The 18,604-nt window shown below is 72.1% G+C and carries 17 protein-coding genes; 8 read left to right on the top strand and 9 right to left on the bottom strand.

Going from position 1 to position 18,604, the window contains the following annotated elements; genetic code table 11:
- Positions 1-124: 124 nt before the first annotated feature.
- Entirely contained in the window at positions 125-1,141 is a 1,017-nt protein-coding gene (locus DEJ14_RS04040; protein ID WP_181437475.1) for a LacI family DNA-binding transcriptional regulator, read from the bottom strand.
- 174 nt (positions 1,142-1,315) lie between these two features.
- Between DEJ14_RS04040 and DEJ14_RS04035 the strand changes: the two genes are divergently transcribed.
- The 5 genes from DEJ14_RS04035 (at position 1,316) to DEJ14_RS04015 (ending at position 6,416) form a co-directional block, all read left to right on the top strand.
- Positions 1,316-2,527: a sugar ABC transporter substrate-binding protein gene (locus tag DEJ14_RS04035; RefSeq protein WP_111084885.1), complete on the top strand. Its 1,212-nt coding sequence runs from the start codon at positions 1,316-1,318 to the stop codon at positions 2,525-2,527.
- 148 nt (positions 2,528-2,675) lie between these two features.
- Entirely contained in the window at positions 2,676-3,536 is an 861-nt protein-coding gene (locus tag DEJ14_RS04030; RefSeq protein ID WP_111084886.1) for a carbohydrate ABC transporter permease, read from the top strand.
- Positions 3,533-4,423 (top strand): carbohydrate ABC transporter permease, encoded by an 891-nt coding sequence (locus DEJ14_RS04025; RefSeq protein ID WP_111084887.1) that lies wholly within the window; start codon positions 3,533-3,535, stop codon positions 4,421-4,423. The genes DEJ14_RS04030 and DEJ14_RS04025 overlap by 4 nt, the downstream gene beginning before the upstream one ends.
- Positions 4,424-4,470: 47 nt before the next feature.
- Positions 4,471-5,316 carry a ThuA domain-containing protein gene (locus DEJ14_RS04020; protein WP_258373228.1) on the top strand — a complete coding sequence of 282 codons (846 nt, stop codon included), beginning with the start codon at positions 4,471-4,473 and terminating at the stop codon, positions 5,314-5,316.
- On the top strand, positions 5,313-6,416 hold the full coding sequence (locus DEJ14_RS04015) for a Gfo/Idh/MocA family protein (RefSeq protein ID WP_258373229.1): 1,104 nt from the start codon (positions 5,313-5,315) through the stop codon (positions 6,414-6,416). The genes DEJ14_RS04020 and DEJ14_RS04015 overlap by 4 nt, the downstream gene beginning before the upstream one ends.
- Positions 6,417-6,667: 251 nt before the next feature.
- Here the strand turns inward: DEJ14_RS04015 and DEJ14_RS04010 are convergent, their stop codons facing one another.
- The 7 genes from DEJ14_RS04010 to DEJ14_RS03980 form a co-directional block, all read right to left on the bottom strand.
- Positions 6,668-7,318, bottom strand: a complete 651-nt coding sequence (locus DEJ14_RS04010; RefSeq protein ID WP_220036405.1) for a pyridoxine/pyridoxamine 5'-phosphate oxidase — start codon at positions 7,316-7,318, stop codon at positions 6,668-6,670.
- Positions 7,315-8,226 (bottom strand): creatininase family protein, encoded by a 912-nt coding sequence (locus DEJ14_RS04005; RefSeq protein WP_111084888.1) that lies wholly within the window; start codon positions 8,224-8,226, stop codon positions 7,315-7,317. Before DEJ14_RS04005 ends, DEJ14_RS04010 begins: the two co-directional genes overlap by 4 nt.
- Positions 8,223-9,587, bottom strand: a complete 1,365-nt coding sequence (locus tag DEJ14_RS04000) for an FAD-binding oxidoreductase (protein WP_111084889.1) — start codon at positions 9,585-9,587, stop codon at positions 8,223-8,225. Before DEJ14_RS04000 ends, DEJ14_RS04005 begins: the two co-directional genes overlap by 4 nt.
- 177 nt (positions 9,588-9,764) lie before the next feature.
- Positions 9,765-10,952: an ABC transporter substrate-binding protein gene (locus tag DEJ14_RS03995; RefSeq protein ID WP_111084890.1), complete on the bottom strand. Its 1,188-nt coding sequence runs from the start codon at positions 10,950-10,952 to the stop codon at positions 9,765-9,767.
- A gap of 75 nt (positions 10,953-11,027) precedes the next feature.
- Positions 11,028-11,897 carry an ABC transporter permease gene (locus tag DEJ14_RS03990; RefSeq protein WP_111084891.1) on the bottom strand — a complete coding sequence of 290 codons (870 nt, stop codon included), beginning with the start codon at positions 11,895-11,897 and terminating at the stop codon, positions 11,028-11,030.
- Positions 11,897-12,664 (bottom strand): ABC transporter ATP-binding protein, encoded by a 768-nt coding sequence (locus tag DEJ14_RS03985; RefSeq protein ID WP_258027696.1) that lies wholly within the window; start codon positions 12,662-12,664, stop codon positions 11,897-11,899. Before DEJ14_RS03985 ends, DEJ14_RS03990 begins: the two co-directional genes overlap by 1 nt.
- A 37-nt stretch (positions 12,665-12,701) precedes the next feature.
- Positions 12,702-13,973, bottom strand: a complete 1,272-nt coding sequence (locus DEJ14_RS03980) for an amidohydrolase family protein (RefSeq protein ID WP_284180278.1) — start codon at positions 13,971-13,973, stop codon at positions 12,702-12,704.
- A 198-nt stretch (positions 13,974-14,171) separates the two neighbouring features.
- Between DEJ14_RS03980 and DEJ14_RS03975 the strand changes: the two genes are divergently transcribed.
- The gene (locus tag DEJ14_RS03975) at positions 14,172-14,789 is read left to right on the top strand and encodes a helix-turn-helix domain-containing protein (protein WP_111084893.1); all 618 of its coding nucleotides are present in this window, start codon (positions 14,172-14,174) and stop codon (positions 14,787-14,789) included.
- Positions 14,786-15,739 carry a PDR/VanB family oxidoreductase gene (locus tag DEJ14_RS03970; RefSeq protein WP_111084894.1) on the top strand — a complete coding sequence of 318 codons (954 nt, stop codon included), beginning with the start codon at positions 14,786-14,788 and terminating at the stop codon, positions 15,737-15,739. The genes DEJ14_RS03975 and DEJ14_RS03970 overlap by 4 nt, the downstream gene beginning before the upstream one ends.
- 9 nt (positions 15,740-15,748) lie before the next feature.
- Here the strand turns inward: DEJ14_RS03970 and DEJ14_RS03965 are convergent, their stop codons facing one another.
- Positions 15,749-17,146: an amidohydrolase family protein gene (locus DEJ14_RS03965; protein ID WP_111084895.1), complete on the bottom strand. Its 1,398-nt coding sequence runs from the start codon at positions 17,144-17,146 to the stop codon at positions 15,749-15,751.
- Between the two features lie 154 nt (positions 17,147-17,300).
- Here DEJ14_RS03965 and DEJ14_RS03960 point away from each other — a divergent pair, with 154 nt between their 5' ends.
- Positions 17,301-18,599, top strand: a complete 1,299-nt coding sequence (locus DEJ14_RS03960) for an amidohydrolase family protein (protein WP_111084896.1) — start codon at positions 17,301-17,303, stop codon at positions 18,597-18,599.
- The last annotated feature ends 5 nt before the right edge of the window (positions 18,600-18,604 follow it).

The raw sequence follows: 18,604 nt of genomic DNA, 5'->3' as shown, positions 1-18,604 counted from the left end.
GGGTCACGGGCGCGGGCCGAGTCTCGGGGTGGGCGACAGTCCTCGGAGGCGCCGGCGCGAGGACTGTCGCTGCGCCCGAGTCTCGGGGACGCGGCGCCGAGACTCGGATGGGGCCGTCAGGTGGTCAGGCGGGGGCGGGGGCCGTGGACTCCGCGGTGCGCAGCGTGCACGGCAGCAGGAAGTGCGGCAGGTCGTCGGACGTGCCGTCGAGCTGCTCGATGAGGGCGTCGGCGGCCCGGGTCCCGAGCTCCTGGCCGGGGGCGACCATGGTCGACAGCCGCGGGTAGTGCTGGTCGGCGTTGGCCTCGGACGACGCGATGCTGAGCACGGAGACGTCCTCGGGGACCCGCCGCCCGGCCGTGTAGAGGCCGACCAGGACGCCAGCGGCCGAGTCGTCCTTCATCACGAGCAGCGCGGTGACGTCGGGGTCCGCCGCGAGCAGGTCACTCGCGGCCTGCCGTCCGCCGTCGCTGCCCGGCCCGGTGGTGACGACCGTCCCGGCCAGCCCGCGCTCGGCGATCGCGCGCCGGAAGGTGGCCTCGACGCGCAGGTGCGGGGCGTAGCCGGCCATCGGGGTGCCCTCGAGGTCCTCGAGCACGAGGCCGAACCGGCGGTGCCCGAGCGTCTCGAGGTGGTCGAGGCTGTCCTCGATGGTCGTCTCGAAGTCGATGTCGACGAAGGGCAGACCGCTGCTGTCGCGGGTCCGGCCGATCAGGGTGAACGGCACGCCCAGGTCGGTGAGGACGGCGACCCGGGGGTCGTCCATCCGCACCTCCATCAGGATGACGCCATCGACGAGCCCACCCGAGACGAGGTCGTCGAGGTCGTCACCAGCGGGGTCGACCGGCCAGAGCACCAGGTGGTAGCCCCGCTCGGACGCCCGTTCCGCCGCACTCATGAAGAACTGCGAGGTCGTCGGGCTGAAGCGGTTGCCGGTGGTCGGGAACAGCAGCGCGATGATGCGGGTCCGCCGGCTCGCCAAGGCCCGGGCGACGACGTTGCCGCGGAACTTCAGCTCGCGCATCGCGGTCTTCACCCGCGCGGTCGTGCCGGGGGTCACGTACTTCGTCCCGTTCACCACGAAGGACACGGTGGCGATCGAGACCCCCGCCCGATCGGCGACCTGCTGCATCGTGGCCATGGCGCTGATCCTAGCGCGCACGGAGTCAGAAAAGCGCTTTACAGGTGAAGCGCTTATCTGTTAGCTTCTCGCCCCAGGAGCACAGCGACGATGACGTCAGCGGCCTCGTCGATGCGTGCCTGCCCCAGCATCCGTCAAGAGAAGAGCTCTGCAATGAAGCAAAGATTCCCCTCCATGTCCCGCCGGACGCGCGCCCTCGTCGGCGCAGTCGCCGTCGTCGCCACGATCCCCCTGGTCCTGTCCGGCTGCTCCGGCTCCGGATCGGCCTCGTCGGGCGGCAGCAAGGCCCTGACGATCGAGGACTACTACGACGCGAACTACAACCCGGTCTACAAGACGTGCGCGAAGGAAGTCGGCGCGACGGTCACGATCAACCACGTCGCCGGCGCCGGCCTGATCGCGAAGGTGCTGCAGCAGGCATCGTCCAAGACGCTGCCCGACGTCCTCATGCTCGACAACCCCGACGTCCAGCAGATCGCCTCCTCCGGTGCCCTGTCCGACCTGTCGGACTACGGTCTGGACGCCGACGGCGACGTGCCCGGCGTGAAGGACGCGAGCACCTACAAGGGCAAGCTCTACGGCCTGCAGTCGAACACGAACTCCATCGCGCTCTACTACAACAAGAAGCTCCTGGCGGACGCCGGCGTCCAGCCACCCAAGACGTGGGACGAGCTCAAGACCGCCGCGAAGACGCTCACCAAGGGCTCGACGTACGGGTTCGCGATGAGCAACATCAACACGTACGAGGGCACCTGGCAGTTCCTGCCGTTCTTCTGGTCGAACGGCGGTGACGAGAAGGACATCGCCACCGCGGACGCCACCCAGGCGCTGCAGCTCGTCGAGGACCTGCAGGACGACGGCTCGATGTCGAAGAGCTCGATCAACTGGGCCCAGGCGGACGTCAACAACCAGTTCCTGGCCGGCAAGGCCGCGATGATGATCAACGGCCCCTGGCAGCTGCCGGCGCTCAACGAGAAGAAGGGCCTCGAGTTCGACAGCGTCCCGATCCCGACGCGCACCGGCGAGGCCACGGTCGCACCACTCGGCGGCGAGGCGTTCACCGTCCCGCAGACCGGCGACAAGGACAAGATGCAGCTCGCCGGCAAGTTCGTCGGCTGCCTCCACTCGCAGAAGATGCAGAAGACCCTGTCCGAGGTCAGCGGCAACGTGCCGACCAACCTCGAGGCCGGCGCCGCCTGGGCGAAGGACCACCCGCAGGTCGCGTCCTTCGTCACCACGGTGCAGACCGCCCGCGCGCGCACCGGTGAGCTCGGACCCGACTGGCCCAAGGCCGCCACGAAGATCTACACCGCCGTCCAGCTCGCCCTCACCGGCAAGGCCAGCCCCGAGGCAGCGCTCGAGCAGGCGCAGTCGCAAGAGCAGTAGTCCACGGGGAGCCGGCCGACCGGTCGGCTCCCTCCGGCGTGCAGGAAAGGACCCCGGCGTGAGCGCCTCGACACAGACACGACCACGGACGATCCCGCCCGTGACGACACCCCGACCCGGGCAACGACGAGCCCGGTTCCGATCCGGCGTGACCCGATGGCTCTTCGTGGTGCCAGCGGCGGTCTTCGTGGCCGTCTTCTTCGGCTACCCGGTGGTGAAGAACATCATCATGTCCTTCCAGGACTACACGACGGCGACCTTCTTCACCGGCGAGGCCCCCTGGGTGGGGCTCGGCAACTACATCTCGGTGTTCCAGAGCTCGGTCTTCACGACGAGCCTCGTGAACACCGCCCTGTTCACGGCCGGCTCGATCATCCTGCAGTTCGTCATCGGGCTGAGCCTCGCGCTGTTCTTCCGCCGGCACTTCCCGCTGTCGGGCTTCCTGCGGGGGCTGCTGCTCCTGCCGTGGCTCCTGCCGCTCATCGCCTCGAGCGCGGTGTGGAAGTGGCTGCTCGACCAGGACAGCGGGGCACTCAACCAGCTCCTCGGCCTGGTGGGCATCGCCCCGGTCCCGTGGCTGGTCAGCCCGAGCCTCGCGCTCATCGCCGTGATCGGCGTCAACGTGTGGCTCGGCATCCCGTTCAACACGACGATCCTGTACAGCGGTCTGCAGTCCGTGCCACCGGAGCTCTACGAGGCCGGGTCGCTCGACGGCGCCACCGGGTTCAAGGCGTTCTGGTACATCACGTGGCCGAGCATCCGGTCGGTGGTCAGCGTCGTGGTCGTGCTCGGGGTCGTCTACACGTTGAAGGTCGTGGACATCATCCTCGGCCTGACCGGCGGCGGGCCGGCGAACTCGACCCAGACCCTCGCCACGAACGCGTACCACCAGTCGTTCATCAACTTCCAGTTCGGCATCGGAGCCGCGGTGAGCAACGTGCTCATCGTCGTCTCGTTCGTCTTCGCGATGGTCTACATCGCGATCTCCCGGAAGGCGGTCGACGAATGAGCGTCGGACTCGCGAACCAGACCGTCACCGCCACCCGCGCGATCACGACCAAGCGGACCACCCGGGCACCCCGCCCGCGCGGTTCCGCCAAGGGCATCCCGTTCACGATCCTCGGGTGCGTGTTCCTCGCGATCATGGTGTTCCCCGTCTACTGGATGGTGAACACCAGCCTGCAGGCGACGTCCGGGGCCGCCACGGCGACGTGGTTCCCGTTCTCGCCCACCTTCGCCGGGTACGAGGCGGCGTTCGCCCAGCAGGGGCAGAACTTCCTGTCGAGCATGATCATCGGCCTCGGAACCGTCCTGCTGACGCTGGCCATCGCGACGCCGGCCGCCTACGGGCTGGCCCGGTTCCGGATGCGCGGCGGCCGGGTGTTCCTGCTCGTGCTGCTGATCACCCAGATGATCCCGGCGATCGTCATCGCGAATGCCCTGTACACGCTGTTCAACAACATCGGGCTGCTCAACAGCTACGTCGGGCTGATCCTGGCCGACAGCGCGGTCCAGGTGCCGTTCGCCATCCTGCTCATGCGGGCGTTCATGGAGTCGATCCCGCCGAGCCTGGTCGAGGCCGCACTGGTCGACGGCGCCAGCGACTTCCGGGCGTTCGTGTCGATCGTCGTGCCGATCAGCCGGAACGCCATCGTCACCGCGGCGCTCTTCACGTTCCTCGGCGCGTGGGGTGACTTCCTCATCGCACTGACCCTGACGTCGACGACCGCGGTGCGACCGATCACGCTCGGCATCTACAACTACATCGGCTCGAACGTCACCGACTGGGGACCCGTCATGGCGACCTCGGTGCTGGCGTCCCTGCCCGCTGCCGTCCTGCTGATCTTCGCGCAGAAGTACATCTCCGCTGGTGCCCTCGGCGGTGCCGTCAAGTGACGGCCCCGGACCGACGCCACCACGTACCACCGTCTGAAAGGCACACCATGACCACCACCCCGCTGCGCATCACCGTCTGGGGCGAGAACGTCCACGAGCAGGTCGAGCAGCACGTCGCCGAGCGGTACCCCGACGGCATGCACGGCACGATCGCCGACGGCATCCGCGAGAACCTCCCCGAGGCCGTCGTCCGGACCGCCACCATGCAGGAGCCCGAGCACGGCCTGACCGACGAGGTCCTGGCCGCGACGGACGTCCTGACCTGGTGGGGGCACGCCGCGCACCAAGACGTCGACGACGCCGTGGTCGACCGAGTGCACAAGCACGTCCTGTCCGGCATGGGCCTGGTCGTGCTGCACTCCGGCCACTGGTCGAAGATCTTCGGCAAGCTGATGGGCACCACGTGCACGCTGCGCTGGCGGAGCGAGCACGACCAGGAACTCGTCTGGACCGTCAACCCGCAGCACCCGATCACCCGCGGTGTCCCGAACCCGATCGTCATCCCCGAGCAGGAGATGTACGGCGAGTACTTCGACGTGCCGACCCCTGACGAGCTCGTCTTCATCTCGGGCTTCACCGGCGGCGAGGTGTTCCGGAGCGGCATGACCTACCGCCGCGGCCTGGGGAAGATCTTCTACTTCTCGCCCGGCGACCAGGACTTCCCCGTGTACCACCACAAGGACGTCCGCCGCGTGATCGCGAACGCGACCGAGTGGGCGCGGCCGGAGCGCGAGCGCGAGATCCCCACGCTCCGCCGGTACGACCTGGGCGAGTACTTCGAGGGCCAGCACTACCGCGGTCCGTTCGACGACGCGCCCGTCGACGACGCTCCGGACAACGACGCCCCCGTCGGCGACGCCCCTGTCGACGACCACGCCGGAGCGCAGGCGTGACCGCGCTCCGCGTCCTGCAGGTCGGCGCCGGGGGCATGGGTCGGGCCTGGCTCAGCACCGTCGCCGCCGACCCCGACGTCGAGCTGGTCGGCATCGTCGACCTCGACCTCGACGCCGCGCGGGCCGGTGCCGAACACGCCGGCGATCCGAGCATCCCCGTCGGCACCGACCTGACCGTGCTCGCCGCCGAGACCGGCGCACAGGCGGTGCTCGACATCACCGTCCCGGTCGCGCACCACCCCGTCACGCTGCAGGCCCTGCACGCCGGGCTCCCCGTGCTCGGCGAGAAGCCCGCAGCGCAGACCGTCGCCGAAGCACTGTCGCTCGCCGCGGCAGCCGAGGCCACCGGCAAGCTGTTCATGGTGTCGCAGTCGCGGCGCTACAACGACCAGCTCGTCGCGTTCCGCCAGCACGTGCGCGGCCTGGGCGCGATCGGCGGCCTGGGCACCCGGTTCGCCAAGGCCCCGCACTTCGGTGGCTTCCGCGAGCAGATGGACGACGTCCTGCTGCTCGACATGGCGATCCACGCGTTCGACTCCGCCCGCTACGTGCTCGAACGCGACCCGGTGTCGGTGTACTGCGAGTCGTGGAACCCGTCGTGGTCCTGGTACCGCGGCGACGCGGCGGCGGCAGCGGTCTTCGCCTTCGAGGACGACGTCCGGTACGTGTACGACGGCTCGTGGTGCGCACCGGGCGCCGAGACCTCGTGGAACGGCGACTGGCGGGCCTCGGGTGCCGCCGGCACGGCGCTGTGGGACGGCGACCACGACCCGTCCAGCGACCTCGACGGCACCGCCGGTGCGCCGTCGGCCGCTGCCAGCGTGGGGCACGAGATCGCCGGGGCGCTGACGTCCTTCGTGCACGCCGTGCGTTCCGGCGAGACCCCGGACGGCGAGGTGCACGGCAACGTCATGAGCCTCGCGATGGTCGAGGCGGCGATCGCGTCGACCCGCACCGGGCAGCGCATCGTCATCGACGAGGTGCTCCAGCGCGCGCACGCCGAGGCACTCGCCGCCGAGCGGCACGACGCGGTCCGCGACCGCCTGGCCGCGTGGGGCTCGGTGCGCAGTGCGCTGAGTGCGTCCGTCCCCACGTCGTAGGGCGCACGACCCGCCCGGCACCCCCGCGCGTGTTCCCCCGAGGTTCCGAGATCTCGGCATGTCGGCGGCCGTCAGGCTCCCGATCGGAACCTCGGCGGACGTGAGCGGCGAGTCGCGGGACCGCGACCGCTCCTGTCGGGCGCGGCGCGTGCGGTGGACGCGACCGAGGACGGACGGGAGGCCCGTGGCGACGCCGCCACGGGCCTCCCGTCCGCCTTCCCCCACGACCAGGGCGCGGCCCCGGCACGGGGTCACCCCGGCCAGGACTCCCGCGACCACGACCCGTCCGCGCGCCGATGGTAGGCGAGCCGGTTGCTCGCCGCGTCCGTCGCCCCGCGCCAGAACACCATCCGCACCGGTGTGAGTGCGAACCCCGCCCACGTGCTCGGCGGCTCGAGGTCCGTGCCCGCCCGTTCGCGGACGAACGCCGCCCAGGCCTCGCGGCGCCGAGCCGGTGTGTCCGCGGCGGACGCGTGGTCGTTGACCCACGCGAGGGCCTGCAGGTACGGCGTCCTGGCCGCGTAGGCCGAACGCGCCTCCTGGTCGGAGACGGGCGCCACGTCGCCGACCACGACGAGCTGGCGCGCGGCCTCGGGCCAGTGCAGGGTCACCGCGGCACGGGGCACCGCCGCGAGTTCGGCGGCCTTCCGGCTCCGCGAGTCGGTGTGGAAGTGCAGACGTTCCCCGTCGAACAGCGAGAGCAGGACCGTCCGGGCGTCAGGGTAGCCGTCGAGCCCGACGGTCGAGAGGGTCATGGTCGGACCCGGGGCGTCAGCCGCCGCGGGGAGCCACGATGCCGCGAGGGTCAACGGGTCCGTCGGCACGGACGCATCGTCGACGCCGTCGGACGCCGGGGCGGGCGTGCCCGGGTCGGACACGCCCACCCCGCGCGGCACGGTCACGAGACCGCAGCGTCGGCGACCGGGCTCTCGGCGACCGGAGTGTCGACGGGGGCCCCGCCGAGCGCGGTCGACGGACGGGCCACCGCCGGACGGGCCACCGCCGGACGGCTCACCGCCGGGTCGAACCGTGCGATCTCGTGCAGCGACGTCACGGCCTCGGCGACGGAGTGCTCCCACAGGACGGCACCGTACGACGCCGTCGCCCTGCTGGCATCGCCGACGACCCCGGGGGTCCCGAAGTCGTCGGACAACCACCCGAACGACACCGGGCCGCCGTTGAACGCGATCTTCTCGAAGCCGGCGATGTGCTCCGGCACCCAGCGTTCCGCGAGCGACATGTCGACCAGGTCGGGGCGCAGGTGCAGGATCATCGACGTCTCCGCCGCGCCGCCGTGGATCCCCAGCCCGAGCTCGTCCGCGTCCTCGCCGTCCGGGCCGGGGACGCGGGCGAGGGTCGGCATGAGGAAGGTCTTCAACCCGTAGCGCTTCCGGATCTCACGCAGGGCGACCTGCAGCAGGGCGACGTTGCCGCCGTGCCCGTTGGCGAACACCAGGGTGCCGGCACCGGTGAGGGCGACCGCGCGACCGATCTGCACGGCGGTGTCGAACATCGTGTCGCTGTCGAGCCACACCGTGCCGGGCGCCCAGCTGTGCTCGTCGGACTTCGTGAACGACAGCGTCGGGAGCTGCCAGACGTCCAGCCCCTCGGCGGCCGCCTGCTCGACAGCCGCCCCACCGATGTGCTCGGCGAGCAGGTGGTCGGTCAGGAGCGGCAGGTGCGGGCCGTGGTGCTCGACGGCGCCGGTGGGCTGCACGACGATCGTGTCCGGCCCGAAGCCCGCAGCGACGGCCGGACCGGACAGCTCCGCGAGCCGACGCGAGCGGACCGTGCCGACCCCGGCGCTCACTTGCCGAACCCCGGGACGACGGGCTGCGCGGACGCGGTGGAGCCACCGCTGACCACGAGCGACGGGTCGATGACGTGCCCGGGGTTGAGCAGCCCCGCGGGGTCGGTGCGCTGCTTCAGCGCCACGAGCTCCTCGACGCCGTGGTCGACGTAGTACTGGTGCGGGCTGTGCACCCGGACGCCGAGTTCGCGGAGCACCGGGTAGCCGGCGTAGACGTCCTCGGCCCCGGTGTACGGCGCGGTGAGCATCCCGATCGGTCCGACGTGCGCGGCCTCGATGTGGAGCATGCCACCGGGGTAGACGGCTTCGACCTCGGCGATCCGGTCGATGAGCGCCTCACCGCCGACCTCGACGTGGAAGTACTCGGTGTCGCTCGTGTTCCGCTTCAGCCACCAGATCGGGTGGTTGTACGACAGCATCGACACCTTCGTGGTCTGCTGCAGCCCCTCGCGGATGTCCAGGACCTCACCGCCGGCGGCTTCGATGCGTGCCCGGGCCTCGTCGAGCACGACGTCGTCGATGATCGCTCGCAGGCTCGCCCGGTCGTCGGGGACGGCCAGGTCGGACGGCAGCGTCGCGGCGATCTCGGCGCGGTCGGCGCTCACGAGCCGCGGAACCGGGTGGAGTCCGCGCAGCGTGCGGACCGCGACGAGCGCGTCCTCGAAGGTGGGGAACGCCGCGTAGACGGCGCGCCACTCCTGCAGCGGCTCGAGCCGGACGGTGGCGCGGGCGATGACGCCGGCGGTGCCGTAGGTGTGCACGAACGGCTGCGCCTCGTCGCCCTCGACGTGCAGCAGCTCGTCGGCGCCGGGGAGCGCGACGTCGAGCGCCGTGACGGAGCCCTGCCAGTTCGACCCGTGCGCGATCGACCCGGTCCCGCCGGAACCGCCGGACAGGAAGCCGCCGATGGTCGACTGCGCGGTGGACGGGTACATCCAGAGCTGCTGGCCCGTGGCGGCGGCCGCCTGCTCCAGGGCGACCATGGACGCGCCGGCCTCGGCGGTGATCCAGCCGTCGCCGACCTCGACGACGGCGCGTGCCCGCGAGGTGTCGAGGACCAGGCCGCCGTGCAGCGGGATGCCCTGGCCGTAGTTGCCGGTGCCCTTCCCGCGGGTGGTGACGGGGACGCCGTGTCGGACCGCGGCCTGCAGGGTGGCGGCGATGTCGTCGGCGGTGGCCGGCGACGCGACGAGGTCGGCGAGGCCGAGGGGCAGCTGTTCGCTGAGGATGGGGCTCATGGTGGCCTCGTCGACGGAGGCGCGGGCCCGCGTGCGTTCGTCGGCGCTCACGCCGCGCTCACCGAGCAGTGCGACGAGCTCGGCGCGCAGCGCCTCGACGGAGGTGGGGGTGACGGTGGTCATGCTCACTCCTGGTGGGTGGGTGGTGCGGGGACGACGGACTGGGCCCACGCCGCCGGTTCCGGTGCGACGCGCCAGCGGCGGACCGGCCGTGCCGGTGGGGAGAGGCGCGGGGCGGCGTGGCACCGCGCCTCCCGTCCGCTTGTTGGCCGGCTTCCGGGCGACGGGAGCCGACCGGTGTCAGGAACCCAGACCGATGGACTTGTCGAGGAACTCGTTCGTGTACAGGTCGGAGGGCTTCAGGCCGCTCTTGACGTCACCGGTGTCGGCGAAGACAGGAGTCGCCTTGGCGATGAAGTCCTGCATGCGCTGCTCGTCCATCGATCCGATGTAGCCGTCGGTGTCCTTCGCGAGGCCGAGCTCCACCATCTGGGCCGCGGCGAACGCGCCGACCTTCGAGTCGTAGGTCCAGCCGTTGTTGTACTGCTGCACGAGCTTCGTGATGAGGTCGTTCGTGGCGCCCGGGGACTTCAGGTAGTCCACGTCGGCCTGCTGCATCACGGGCACGAGCTTCTGCAAGCACGGCTCGAGCTTCTCCAGGTCGCCGGTGCGGACCGACATCGCCTCGGGGTAGGGGTTCCATCCCGTGCTCGAGACGAGCGCGTAGTCGACCTTCTTGCCCCAGGCCGCGACCTGGTTCTGGTAGATGTACGGCTCGGCGGTCGCGAAGCCCTGCTGCGCGTCCTTGCCGCCCGCGGACACGAACTTCGACGGGGTGCCGTCGTAGCTGCCGTCGAGGACCTTCTTCGGCAGGATGCCGGACTGCTCGAGGTAGGTCATGTACGCGGCATCGCTGAAGTAGCGGACGACGCCGCCGTCCTTCTCGAGGGCCGTGCCGAGGCTCTTGATGCTGTCGACCTCCGGGTACGTCTTCGGGTCCCACATGATCGACATCGGGGACTGGTCGTTCTCGGCGAACACCGCCGTGGTGGGCAGCTTGCCGGAGAACTGCACCTGCTCGTCCGTGGACATGTACCCGAGGGTGATGTCCTTGTCCTGGTACATCTGCGACGCGACCTTGGTGTACCCGATCGCCGGGCCGCCGGCACGGATCTCGAGCTTGACGCCGGTGCTCTTGCCGTTGGCGTACAGGTCGCCGGTGACGGTCTTGCCGGAGGAGTCGATCACCGGGTTCGGGCCGAGCATCTGGTAGAGGTGGCCGTGCTCGCCCTCGGGGTTCCAGTCGGTCTGGACGACGACCGTCGCGGGGCACGTGCCGGAGAGGTCGACCTTCGGCCCGGAGGCGGTCGACGAGGTCGCGGCGGTCGTCTCGGTGCTGCCGGACGACCCCGCCGCACAGCCGGTGAGGGCGATGGCGGTGGCGGCGAGGGCAGCGGTGGCGACGCCGAGGCGGGAGGTGGTGCGCATGGAGGCTCCGTTCGTGGTGCGGGTCTCGTGGTGCTGTGGTGGGAAGGGGTGGTGTGGTTCGTGGGGGGCGGGGAGTCAGCTGAAGTCGTGCCAGCGGCCGACGGCCAGCCGGCCGATCAGGCCGAACACGAGGAAGACGGCGACGCCGTAGAGCGAAGCGATCAGGATGGTCGCGTACAGCTCGGGACCCATCAGGCGCGATGCGGTCACCTGGATGAGGACGCCGAGACCGGGATTGCCGCGCTGGAAGAACTGGTCGCCGACGATCGCCCCGATGACGCTCAGCCCGGCGGAGGTGCGCAGGCCGACGAAGATCGACGGCAGCGCGGCGGGGAACTGCAGCTTCACGAGCTGGGCGAACCGGCCGGCGCGCTGCAGCTGGAACAGCTCACGCTGCGCGCGGTCGGCGGACTGCAGGCCGAACAGCGTGTTCGACACCATCGGGAACAGCGCGATCATCACGGTGACGATCACGCGGCTGACGAACTCGTAGCCGAACAGGGCGCCGATGAGCGGCACGAGGGCGAGGATCGGGACGCACTGCAGCACCACGGCGTACGGGTAGAGCGAGTTCTCGAGCCACTTCGCCTGCGCCATCGCCATCGCCCAGACGACGCCGATCACGATCGCGAAGCCGAGGCCGGTGAGCGAGACGACGGTGGTGCGTCCGAGGGCGGACCAGAGGTCGGAGCCGAACGTGGACGGCGACCCGTCCGGCAAGGTCGGCGCGACGATCGCCTTCGCCACGAGGTGCGGGTACGGCACGAGGAAGGCCAGTCCGCGGACGTGGTCGTAGTACGCGGCCGCCGCGTACCAGATGCCGACGAGCACGGCGAGGACGACGACGGGCTGCCACCAGGCGATGCCGCGGCGAGCCCGAGGAGCGGCACGACGGGCGGCGGCCCGGACCGCGCGGGTCTCGGCGGCCTCCTGCAGGGTGACCATCAGCGGTGTCCTTCCCGGAGCGCGTGCGAGACCTCGCCGACCAGTTCGGCGAACTCGGGTGTGAAGCGGATGTCGGGGTCACGGGGCATCGGGAACGGCACGTCGAACCGACCGACGATGCTGCCGGGGCGCCCGGACATCACGATCACCTCGGTGGAGAGGTACACGGCCTCGGACACGGAGTGCGTGATGAAGAGCCCGGCGAACTGCTGCTCGACGAAGAGCCGGAGGAGTTCGTCGTTGAGGCGTTCGCGGGTGATCTCGTCGAGGGCGCCGAACGGCTCGTCGAACAGGAAGAGCTCCGGGTCGAGGGTGAGCGACCGGGCGAGCGAGACCCGCATCCGCATGCCGCCGGACAGCTGCTTCGGCAGGTTCGTCTCGAAGCCGTTCAGGCCGACGAGCTCGATGGCGTGGGCGGCCTTGGCGGCTCGCTCGGCCTTCGACACGTGTCCGAGCTCGGCGAGCAGCTCGACGTTGCCCTGCACGGTGCGCCAGGGCAGGAGCGTGGCGTCCTGGAAGACGTAGCCGATGCGGTCGGCCGCGACACCGGCCGACCCGTCCGACGCGGTCTCGAGGCCGGAGGCGATGCGGAGCAGCGTGGACTTGCCGCAGCCGGACGGGCCGACGACCGAGACGAACTGGCCGCGGTCCACGGTGAGGTCGACGCCCTGCAGGGCGATGGTGCCGTTCGGGAAGGTCATCTCGACGTTGCGGAAGTCGAGCAGCGTGTCCGTCGTGGCGACGGGTGGCGGGGCGGTGGTGGTCACGATCACCTCGGGTTCTCGGTGCGGGCGGGCGGAGGGGTCAGGCGGGGACGGCGGCCGCGGCTGCGGCCGGCGCGGCGACGGTCCGTCGCACCTCGGTGCGGGCGACGAGTCGCCCGCGGGACAGGACGATGCGGTCGGCGGGGGCGTTCGCGACGGCGTCGGTGACGTTCGTCGCGGCCACGGCGAGCAGGTCGGCGCGCCGCCCCGGGACGGGACCGGCGGCCGGGAGGCCCATCACGCTCCGGGCGGTGTCGCTCACCATCGCGTACGCCTGGTCCGGCGTCACGTGGCCGGCGGAGACGAGCAGCGACGCGGTCTCGAAGGCGTCGCTCCGGCCGACCGGGTTGAAGGGGTCGCGGACGTTGTCCGCGCCGGCGGCGACGCGGACGCCGGCGTCGAGGAGCGCCTGGATGGCGGTGAGTCCCCGCGGCGTGGCGACCGGGTGCTGCCAGCCCTGCAGGTACAGGTTCGTGATCGGGAGCGTGATCACCCCGAGGTCGGCCGCGGCCACGTCGGCGACGACCTCGGCGAGTCGCTCCGGCCCCAGTGTGCCGAGCCGGACGCAGTGCCCGGCGGAGTACTGCCGGTCCCGCCGCAGCGAGCGGGACGCCCGGGCGTAGTGGTCGAGCGTCACCGGGCCGTCGAGGCTCTCGTCGGCGTGCAGGTCGACCCCGAGGCCCCGTCGGCGGGCGATGGCGAGGAGTCGGTCGACGTCGGCGAGGGGGTCCTCGGCGAGGTGCGGTGCGCCGCCGACCAGGTCCACGCCGAGGTCGAGCACCGCCTCGACGTGCTCGTCGGGGGCGAGCGGGCCGGCGAGGGCGACGAGCTCGATGTCCATCAGGCCGGCGAGTTCGTCGCGGACCTGCACGAGGGCACGGGCGCCCCGCAGGGCCTGCTCCGTGGTGGCGGGCCGGTCGGCCGCGCTGTGCCGGCCGCTGAGCACGTCGACGTGGCTCCGGACGGCCGTGGTGCCGGCGGCGAGCAGCGTGAGGGCGGCGGTCCGGGCACGGCCGGCGATGTCCTCGACGGTCATGGTCGTCGCGTGCGCGGTCCACGAGGCGATCGCGGCGCCGAGGTCCCCGAGCGGCGGCCGGATGGCGTCGGCGCTGAGGGCCTTGTCGAGGTGGGCGTGCGGTTCTGCCGGTGCGGTCAGGAGCAGCCGGCCGCCGAGGTCGATCGTCTCCTCCGCCGGGGCCGCGAGGGTGCCGGCCGGTGCCACGGTCGAGACGGTCGCGCCGTCGATCGCGACGTCGACCGAGCGGCCGTCCGGCAGCAGCGCGGAGCGCAGGAGGGCGATCGGGCGGGGCACTGACGAGTCCATCCGGAGCCTCTCGATCGTGTGTGAGAATGTTGATCGCATCAACATCTCCGATGCTAGGGCTGCGGTGTTTCCCTCTCGTTTCGAGGCGGTTGCCGTGTGTGACGCCCGACCCGACGTCACCGGGAGCGGGAACGAGCGTTCCGTCCGACCGGTCGGACGGCCCAACCGAGGACGAGAGGAGTCCGCGTGAGCACCGGCACCACCACCGAGACCGACCGCGTCGTCGACGATCAGACCCAGCGGATCGGTGAGCACATCCGTGCCCGCCGACGCGCCGCACGACTGACGCTCGTCCAGGTCGCCGAGCTGACCGGTCTGTCGCACCCGTTCCTCAGCCAGGTCGAGCGCGGGCACTCCCGCGCCAGCATGGTGTCCCTCGAGAAGATCGCCACGGCGCTCGGGACGACCCAGGTCGAACTGCTCGCCGCCGGTGCCCCCGAGCGACCGGGGCACGACGTCCGCCTGCCCGAGGTGATCCGTGCCGGCGAGGGTGCCCGCGGACCGTTCTCGAGCGGCGAGGCCCGGCTGCTCGTGCACGCGGGCCCGCACGCGTTCGAGCCGCTGGAGTGGGTCGGCGACAACACGGACCTCGGCGAGTACTTCGAGCACCACGAGGACGAGTTCCTCACCGTGCTCGCCGGCCGCGTGCACCTCGACCTGCGCGGACGGGAGCCGCTCGACCTCGGGCCCGGCGACTCGGCGTACTACCGCGGCGGCACCGGCCACCGGTGGTGCAGCGCGGACGGCACCCGCTTCCACATGATCGTGGTCAAGGAGACCCCGCGCGCCGGAGCGATCGCGTGAGCGCCGTGCCGGAGCGTCGGCGGCTGCGCGTCGCCGCCCGCCACCGGGTCGCCACGGACGTCGTCGCACTCGACCTGGCCCCGGTCGACGGTCCGGCGCTGCCGGACTGGGAACCCGGAGCGCACGTCGACCTCGAGGTCTCCCCCGGGACCGAGCGCCAGTACTCGCTCGTCACGACGACGGCCGACGGGCACTGGCGCATCGCCGTGCTCCGCGAGCCCGACGGCCGCGGCGGATCGGTCGCCGTGCACGATGGCCTGGCGGTCGGCGACGAGGTCGTGGTGGCCGGCCCGCGGAACCACTTCGGCCACGACCCGGCGCGCCCCGCGGTCTTCGTCGCCGGGGGCATCGGGATCACGCCGATCCGGTCGATGATCGCCGCCGCCGAACGCGCCGGCACCCCGTGGGAGCTCCACTACGCGGGGCGGTCCCGCGACCGCATGGCGTTCGTGCACGAGCTCGTCGCCGCGCACCCCGACCGGGTCGTCGTGGCCGCGGCCGACGAGGGCGTCCGGCTCGACGTCGACGCGCTCCTCGCCGCACCGCGCGACGCGGTCGTGTACTGCTGCGGGCCTCGCGGGCTCATGGACGCGGTCGAGGCCGCTGCCGCGCACTGGCCGGCGGGCAGCGTCCGCGTCGAGCGCTTCGAGCCCGCCGCGGACGTCGACGCCCCCGGCGAGGCCTTCGAGGTCGAGCTCACGGTCACCGGCGTCACCGTCACGGTGCCCGCCGACCGGACCCTGCTCGAGGTCGCGGAGGACGCCGGTGCCTTCGTGCTCTCGTCCTGCCGGGAGGGCACGTGCGGCACCTGCGAGACCCCCGTGCTCGAGGGCGCGGTCGAGCACCGGGACACCGTGCTCAGCCCCGAGGAGCAGGCCGACGACCGCACCATGATGGTCTGCGTGTCCCGCGCCCGGCGCGGCTGCCCGCGACTGGTCCTCGAACTCTGACCGGACGGACTACGGACGCTCGGTGCCGTCGAGTGTGCCACCGGTGAGCGCGGACAGGCGCTCCAGCCCCGCTTCGGCCACGAGCTGCCGGGCGAGCGGACGCGCCCGTTCGACCGCCTCACGCACCTCCACCCGGGTGACGTCGCCGTCCGCGACGCTCAGCTCCCCGTCCACCCAGACGTCGCGGACCTCGCGGCTGCCGGCGACGAAGACCACCGCCTGGTAGGGGTCGTGGACGTTGGCGAGGGTCGGGGAGTCGCCGTCGAGGACGACCAGGTCCGCGCGCTTGCCCGGCTCCAGCGAACCGATCTCGTCCTCCATGCGCAGGGCACGGGCACCGCCGATCGTGCCCATCTCGAAGGCCTCGCGGGCGCTCATCGCGGTGGCCTGCAGGTCCCGCACCCGGGCGAGCAGCGCGGCCGTCTTCATCGCCTGCAGGAAGTCCTGGGAGTCGTTCGACGCCGGGCCGTCGACCCCGATGCCCACCGGGACCCCCAGCGCACGGAGTTCCGCGATCGGGGCGATGCCGCTGGCGAGGATCCCGTTCGCGACCGGGTTGTGGGCCACGCCGACACCGTTGGCCGCGTACCGCTCCCGGTCCTCGCGGTCCATCCAGACGCTGTGCGCGGCGATCACCGGGACCTGGAACATGCCCGTCGCCTCGGCGTGCCCGATGGCCGTCCGTCCGGTGCGCTGCCGGGCCGCGGTGACCTCCTCGCGCACCTCGTGGAAGTGCACGTGCACACCGTGGCCGCCGGCGACCGCGTAGTCGACGTGCTCCTGCCAGGTGTCGTCCGTGTACCGCCCGATCGACGAGACGCCGACCCGGAACGTGCTGTACCGGCTGGCGGCAGCGGCCTCGCGCAGGGCCTCGAACTCCTCCAGGATGGGCGTCGCGCCGAAGTCGCGGTCGACGTCGCCGGAGCCGAACGACACGACCCCGCGCAGCCCGAGGTCCTCGAGCGCCTGCACCACACCGGGCGTCGCCGGTTCGTCCGGCACCGGGTCGGCGCAGAACATGTCGTTCGCGGTCGTCACCCCGCTCCGGAGCAGCTGGATGCCCTGCAGCACCGTGCCCGCGTAGGCCTTGTCCCGGGTCATCACCGGGTTGACCCGCCCGATCAACGCCGTGAGCCACTCCCACAGCGTGTACTGCGAACCGATCCCGGTGATGAGCCCCTCGCTGAAGTGGCCGTGGGTGTTCACGAAGCCGGGCGTGACGATGTCGTACGCACCGCCGCGCACCGGCGCGTCCGGGTGGGCCGCGGCGAGGTCGGCGTACGTACCGACCTCGGCGATCCGGTCGCCGTCGAGGAGCACGGCTCCGTCGCGGATCGCGGCGGGCGTGGCAGCGCCGTCGGGTGCTGCGGTGAGCACCCATCCGGCGCGGATCAGGGTCTGCGTCATGGGGCGAACCTACGGACCGCGTGTTCCCCGGGTGTTTCCGCCTGGTTACCCCGCGGTGCCGACCCACGGTTCTGGAACGCCGGGACCGAGCAGCCACGCGGTCCGTGCGCACCCCGTCACGGGCCGGAAACAGGGGACTGCTAGAAACACCACCATGCTGACCGTCACCGGTGCCCTCCGCGTCCTCGTCGACCCCCGGACCGAACGGGAGGGCGACGTCGTCGTCGACGACGGCAGCGGCCTCGCTACCACCCTCGACGCATCCGGGTGCGTCGTCACGGCCGGCCTCGTCAACGCGCACCACCACCTCCTCCAGACCGCGTTCCGCACCCTGCCCGGCACCCGCGGCGTGCCGATGGCGGCCTGGCTCCCGACCATGGCCGCGGCGTACGGACGGGTGGGGCACGACCCCGAGCTGTACGCACTGGCGGCGTCCGCCGGAGCCGCGGAGGGCCTCCTGTCCGGCGTCACGACGATCGCCGACCACCACCTGAACTGGCCCGCCTCGGCGACCACGGACGACACCGTCGCGCTCGCCGCGGCCACCGTGGGCGCGGTCCGCGGTCTCGGCGGGCGGCTCGTCTTCGTCCGCGGCTCGGCACGGGACGACCCGGACCGCGCGGCGGCCTCGGCGGACGCGATCGCGTCGCGACTGCTGCACGACGACGCCGTCGGCGGCGTGGACCCGGACGGCGGACTCCAGGTCGCCGTCGGTCCGGCTGGCGTGCACTCCGACGGCGAGGCGACCTTCCGCGCGCTCGGCGAGGTGGCGACGCGACACGGACTCCGCCGGCGGACCCAGGCCAACGAACAGGTCGACACCGCGATCGCGCTCGAGCGCTACGGCCGTCGTCCGCTCGACCTGCTCGAGGAGTGGGGGTGGCTCGCGCCGGACGTCACGATCGCGCACCTCTGCGACGTCACCGACGACGAGATCGCCCGGCTCGCGGCCGCAGGCGTCACCGCCACGCACGCACCCGGGTGCGACGTGCCGATGGGCTGGGGCATCGCTCCCGTCGCACGGCTCGCCGCGGCCGGGGTCCCGGTCGGCCTCGGCACGAGCGGCGGCGGCAGCAACGACGCCGGACACCTGCTCGCGGACGCCCGGCTCGCCATGCAGGTGTCGGCGCTGGTCGGGCCGCAGCTGCCGGCGCGGCAGGTGCTCGGCGCGGCGACGGAGGGTTCCGCGGCGGGGCTCGGGCGCCCGGAGCTCGGGCGCCTCGGCGACGGGAGCGCGGGCGACCTGTGCGTGTGGGACGTCTCCGGGGTGGCAGACGCGGGAGTCGCCGACCCCGTCGCGGGACTCCTCTGGGCCGCTCCCGGGCGGCGGCCCCGACACGTCGTCGTGGGTGGACGCGTGGTCGTCCGCGACGGGGAGCTCGTCGCGGCGGACGAGCGGGAGATCGCAGCGCGACTGGCCGAACGGTTGGCCCGGACACCCGCCGTCGTCTGACCGGA

Source organism: Curtobacterium sp. MCJR17_020 (assembly GCF_003234365.2).
Taxonomy (GTDB): Bacteria; Actinomycetota; Actinomycetes; order Actinomycetales; family Microbacteriaceae; genus Curtobacterium.
Note: the sequence above shows the minus strand (reverse complement) of the source record. Positions and strands in the feature narration are given on the sequence as shown.

Bases quoted from the DNA above. Each gene is read 5' to 3' on its own strand.
- DEJ14_RS04040 (WP_181437475.1), bottom strand. From the start codon at position 1,141: ATGGCCACGATGCAGCAGGTCGCCGATCGGGCGGGGGTCTCGATCGCC.
- DEJ14_RS04035 (WP_111084885.1), top strand. From the start codon at position 1,316: ATGTCCCGCCGGACGCGCGCCCTCGTCGGCGCAGTCGCCGTCGTCGCC.
- DEJ14_RS04025 (WP_111084887.1), top strand. From the start codon at position 3,533: ATGAGCGTCGGACTCGCGAACCAGACCGTCACCGCCACCCGCGCGATC.
- DEJ14_RS04020 (WP_258373228.1), top strand. From the start codon at position 4,471: ATGACCACCACCCCGCTGCGCATCACCGTCTGGGGCGAGAACGTCCAC.
- DEJ14_RS04000 (WP_111084889.1), bottom strand. From the start codon at position 9,587: ATGACCACCGTCACCCCCACCTCCGTCGAGGCGCTGCGCGCCGAGCTC.
- DEJ14_RS03995 (WP_111084890.1), bottom strand. From the start codon at position 10,952: ATGCGCACCACCTCCCGCCTCGGCGTCGCCACCGCTGCCCTCGCCGCC.
- DEJ14_RS03990 (WP_111084891.1), bottom strand. From the start codon at position 11,897: ATGGTCACCCTGCAGGAGGCCGCCGAGACCCGCGCGGTCCGGGCCGCC.
- DEJ14_RS03965 (WP_111084895.1), bottom strand. From the start codon at position 17,146: ATGACGCAGACCCTGATCCGCGCCGGATGGGTGCTCACCGCAGCACCC.
- DEJ14_RS03960 (WP_111084896.1), top strand. From the start codon at position 17,301: ATGCTGACCGTCACCGGTGCCCTCCGCGTCCTCGTCGACCCCCGGACC.